At 61.3% G+C, this 5510-nt stretch carries 2 protein-coding genes; both read right to left on the minus strand.

Features of this window, described 5'->3' with window-relative positions:
• A partial coding sequence (locus D8V06_RS05655) for an FAD-dependent oxidoreductase (protein ID WP_130930588.1) occupies window positions 1–1055 on the minus strand: 1055 nt, incomplete at its 3' end.
• 33 nt (window positions 1056–1088) lie between these two features.
• A partial coding sequence (gene gltB, locus D8V06_RS05660) for a glutamate synthase large subunit (protein ID WP_130930589.1) occupies window positions 1089–5510 on the minus strand: 4422 nt, incomplete at its 5' end.

The raw sequence follows: 5510 nt of genomic DNA on the forward strand, positions 1-5510 counted from the left end.
GCGATCGGCTGGCGGTTGTAGAGGAATTTCACGCCTTCTTCCTTGGCGTTCTTCACCTCTTTGCGCGAGCCTGGCATGTTCGCTTCGTCACGACGATAAGCACAGGTCACCGACTTGGCGCCCTGGCGGATCGAGGTACGGTTGCAGTCCATCGCCGTGTCGCCACCGCCAAGTACCACGACTTTCTTGCCTTTCATGTCGACGAAATCTTCCGGCGACTTTTCAAAGCCCAGGTTGCGGTTGACGTTGGCGATCAGGAAGTCCAGCGCGTCGTACACGCCCGGCAGGTCTTCCCCGGCAAAGCCGCCCTTCATGTAGGTGTAGGTGCCCATGCCCATGAATACCGCATCGTATTCTTCGAGCAGTTGCTCGATGGTCACGTCCTTGCCCACTTCGGTGTTCAGGCGGAACTCGATGCCCATGCCGGTGAAGACTTCGCGGCGATTGCTCAGCACGGTCTTTTCCAGCTTGAACTCGGGGATGCCGAAAGTCAGCAGACCGCCGATTTCCGGGTTCTTGTCGAACACCACCGGGGTCACGCCGCCACGTACCAGCACGTCCGCACAGCCCAGGCCAGCAGGGCCTGCGCCGATGATCGCGACACGCTTGCCGGTCGGCTTGACCTTGGACATGTCCGGGCGCCAGCCCATGGCGAACGCGGTGTCGGTGATGTATTTCTCGACCGAACCGATGGTCACCGCGCCGAAACCGTCGTTGAGGGTGCAGGCACCCTCGCACAGACGGTCTTGCGGGCACACCCGGCCGCAGACTTCCGGCAGGGTGTTGGTCTGGTGCGACAACTCGGCGGCCTGGAGGATGTTGCCCTCGGCCACCAATTTGAGCCAGTTGGGAATGAAGTTGTGCACCGGGCACTTCCATTCGCAATACGGGTTGCCACAACCCAGGCAGCGGTGGGCCTGATCGGCCGACTGCTGGGGTTTGAACGGTTCGTAGATTTCGACGAACTCTTTCTTGCGTTGACGCAACAGTTTCTTCTTCGGATCCTTGCGCCCGACATCGATGAACTGGAAGTCGTTATTCAGACGTTCAGCCATTGTTAAAACCTCATCAAACTCTTCAGGCGCATATCACTGCGGGTTGGCACGAGTGCTGGAAAGCAGGGTTTTCAAGCTGGCAGCCTTGGGCTTGACCAACCAGAAACGGCGCAGGTAGTCATCGAGGTTTTCCGCGAGTTCACGACCCCACTCGCTGTCGGTTTCCTCGACGTACTCGTTCAGCACGCGTTGCAAATGGCTGCGGTAGGCTTCCATCGCCTCGCCGCTGATCCGCTGGATTTCCACCAGTTCGTGGTTGACCCGGTCAACGAAGGTGTTGTCCTGGTCGAGCACGTAGGCGAAACCGCCGGTCATGCCAGAGCCGAAGTTGTAACCGGTCTTGCCCAGTACGCAGACGAAACCACCGGTCATGTACTCGCAGCAGTGATCGCCAGTGCCTTCCACCACGGTGTGGGCACCGGAGTTACGCACAGCAAAACGCTCGCCTGCGGTGCCGGCGGCGAACAGCTTGCCCCCGGTGGCGCCGTACAGGCAGGTGTTGCCGATGATGGCACTGTCCTGGGTCTTGTAGACGCTGCCCTTGGGCGGAACGATGACCAGCTTGCCGCCGGTCATGCCCTTGCCGACATAATCGTTGGCGTCGCCTTCCAGGTACAGGTTCAGGCCGCCGGCGTTCCATACGCCGAAGCTCTGGCCCGCAGTACCCTTGAAGCGGAAGGTGATCGGCGCATTCGCCATGCCCTGGTTGCCATGCTTGCGAGCGATTTCGCCGGAGATCCGCGCGCCGATGGAACGGTCGCAGTTGCAGATATCCAGGTCGAACTCGGCACCGCTCAGGTCGTTGATCGCCGAAGCAGCCATCTCGACCATTTTCTCGGCCAGCAGGCCTTTGTCGAACGGCGGGTTGCGGTCTACGCCACAGAACTGCGGCTTGTCCGCTGGCACATGGTCGCTGCCCAGCAACGGGGTCAGGTCCAGGTGATGCTGCTTGGCGGTCTGGCCTTCGAGGACTTCCAGCAGATCGGTACGACCGATCAGCTCTTCGAGGGAGCGCACGCCCAGCTTGGCCAGCCACTCACGGGTTTCTTCGGCGACGTAGGTGAAGAAATTCACCACCATGTCGACGGTACCGATGTAGTGGTCCTTGCGCAGTTTTTCGTTCTGGGTCGCGACGCCGGTGGCGCAGTTGTTCAGGTGGCAGATGCGCAGGTATTTGCAGCCCAGGGCGATCATTGGCGCGGTGCCGAAGCCGAAGCTTTCAGCGCCGAGGATCGCTGCCTTGATCACGTCGAGGCCGGTTTTCAGGCCACCGTCGGTCTGCACCCGAACCTTGCCGCGCAGGTCGTTGCCGCGCAGGGTCTGATGGGTTTCGGCCAGACCGAGCTCCCACGGGGCACCCGCGTACTTGATCGAGGTCAGCGGCGATGCGCCGGTGCCGCCGTCGTAGCCGGAGATGGTGATCAAGTCCGCGTAGGCCTTGGCCACACCGGCGGCGATGGTGCCAACGCCCGCTTCCGCTACCAGCTTCACCGAAACCAGCGCCTTCGGGTTGACTTGTTTCAGGTCGAAAATCAGCTGCGACAAGTCTTCGATGGAGTAGATGTCGTGGTGCGGCGGTGGCGAAATCAGGGTCACGCCCGGCACTGCATAACGCAGCTTGGCGATCAGGCCGTTGACCTTGCCGCCTGGCAACTGACCACCTTCGCCCGGCTTGGCGCCTTGAGCGACCTTGATCTGCAGCACTTCGGCGTTGACCAGGTATTCCGGGGTCACACCAAAACGGCCCGTCGCCACCTGCTTGATTTTCGAGCTCTTGATGGTGCCGTAGCGTGCCGGGTCTTCGCCGCCTTCGCCGGAGTTGGAGCGCGCACCGAGGCGGTTCATGGCTTCGGCCAGGGCTTCGTGAGCTTCCGGCGACAGTGCGCCCAGCGAGATACCGGCGGAGTCGAAGCGCTTGAGCACCGATTCCAGCGGCTCGATCTCACTCATGTCCAGAGGTGTGTCGAGGGTTTTGACTTTCAGCAGGTCGCGGATCATCGACACCGGGCGGTTATCCACCAGCGAGGTGTATTCCTTGAACTTGCTGTAATCGCCCTGTTGCACGGCAGCTTGCAGGGTGTTGACCACGTCAGGGTTGTACGCGTGGTATTCGCCACCGTGGACGAACTTCAGCAAACCGCCCTGCTGGATCGGCTTGCGCGGGCTCCAGGCTTCGGCGGCCAGGGCCTTCTGCTCGGCTTCGATGTCGACGAAGCGCGCACCCTTGATGCGGCTTGGCACGCCACGGAAGCTCAGGTTGCAGACTTCCTCGGACAGGCCGATGGCCTCGAACAACTGCGCACCACGGTACGAAGTAATGGTCGAGATGCCCATCTTCGACAGGATCTTCAGCAAGCCCTTGGTGATGCCTTTACGGTAATTCTTGAACACCTCATAGAGGTCGCCCAGCACTTCACCGGTACGGATCAGGTCACCCAGCACTTCGTAGGCCAGGAACGGATAAACGGCAGAAGCACCGAAACCGATCAATACGGCGAAGTGATGCGGATCGCGAGCGGTCGCGGTTTCCACGAGGATGTTGGAGTCGCAACGCAGGCCTTTTTCGGTCAGGCGGTGGTGCACCGCGCCGGTGGCCAGGGACGCGTGGATCGGCAACTTGCCCGGGGCAATGTGACGGTCGCTCAGCACGACCTGGGTACGACCGGCGCGCACGGCTTCTTCAGCCTGATCGGCGACGTTGCGGATCGCCGCTTCGAGGCCGACGCTCTCATCGTAGTTAAGGTCGATGATCGCGCGCTCGAAGCCTGGGCGATCGAGGTTCATCAGCGAGCGCCATTTGGCCGGGGAAATGACCGGCGAGCTGAGGATCACGCGCGAGGCGTGTTCCGGCGACTCCTGGAAGATGTTGCGTTCGGCGCCGAGGCAGATCTCCAGCGACATGACGATCGCTTCACGCAGCGGGTCGATCGGCGGGTTGGTGACCTGCGCGAACTGCTGGCGGAAATAGTCGTACGGCGTGCGCACGCGCTGGGACAGCACGGCCATCGGCGTATCGTCGCCCATCGAGCCCACGGCTTCGTAGCCCTGCTCCCCGAGCGGACGCAGCACCTGATCGCGCTCTTCGAACGTGACCTGGTACATCTTCATGTATTGCTTGAGCTGATCGACGTCGTAGAACGCCGATCCGTGGTCGTTGTCTTCCATGGTCGCCTGGATGCGCAGGGCATTCTTGCGCAGCCATTGCTTGTACGGATGACGGGATTTCAGACGGTTGTCGATCGCATCGGTATCGAGGATCTGCCCGGTTTCGGTGTCCACGGCAAAGATCTGGCCCGGGCCCACGCGGCCCTTGGCGATCACGTCTTCAGGCTGGTAGTTCCAGACACCGATTTCCGAGGCCAGGGTAATGAAACCGTTCTTGGTGGTGACCCAACGCGCCGGACGCAGACCGTTACGGTCGAGCAGGCACACCGCGTAGCGACCGTCGGTCATTACCACGCCGGCCGGGCCGTCCCACGGTTCCATGTGCATCGAGTTGTACTCGTAGAACGCACGCAGATCCGGGTCCATGGTTTCGACGTTCTGCCACGCTGGCGGAATGATCATCCGCACGCCACGGAACAGATCGATGCCACCGGTGACCATCAGCTCCAGCATGTTGTCCATGCTCGAGGAGTCGGAACCCACGCGGTTGACCAGCGGACCGAGCTCTTCCAGGTCCATCAGATCGTTGGTGAACTTGGTGCGACGAGCCACGGCCCAGTTGCGGTTGCCGGTGATGGTGTTGATCTCGCCGTTGTGCGCCAGGAAGCGGAACGGTTGAGCCAGCGGCCATTTCGGCAGGGTGTTGGTGGAGAAGCGCTGGTGGAACACGCAGATTGCGGTTTGCAGGCGCTGGTCGCTCAGGTCTGGATAGAAGGCGGTCAAATCCGCCGGCATCATCAGGCCTTTATAAATGATGGTCTTGTGCGAAAAGCTGCACACGTAATGGTCGGTGTCAGCAGCGTTGGCCACGGACGACTTGCGACGGGAAGTGAACAGCTTGACGGCCATGTCCTGATCGCTCAGGCCTTCACCGCCGATGAATACCTGCTCGATCTGCGGCAGACGCTCGAGGGCCAGGCGCCCGAGGACGCTGGTGTCGATCGGCACTTTGCGCCAGCCGACGAGCTGCAGGCCGGCGGCAAGGATCTCGCGGTTCATGTTCTCGCGAGCGGCTTCGGCCTTGACCGGGTCCTGGTTGAAAAAGACCATGCCCACGGCATATTGCTTGGGCAGTTCGACGCCAAACGTTTCCTGGGCGATGGCTCGCAGGAACACGTCAGGCTTTTGAATCAGCAGACCGCAACCGTCACCGGTCTTGCCGTCGGCATTAATCCCACCGCGGTGGGTCATGCAGGTCAGGGCCTCGATGGCCGTTTGCAAAAGGGTATGACTGGGCTCGCCCTGCATATGGGCTATCAGGCCGAAACCGCAGTTATCCTTGAATTCATC

The sequence above is a fragment of the Pseudomonas sp. Sample_24 genome, assembly GCF_004307605.1.
Taxonomy (GTDB): domain Bacteria; phylum Pseudomonadota; class Gammaproteobacteria; order Pseudomonadales; family Pseudomonadaceae; genus Aquipseudomonas.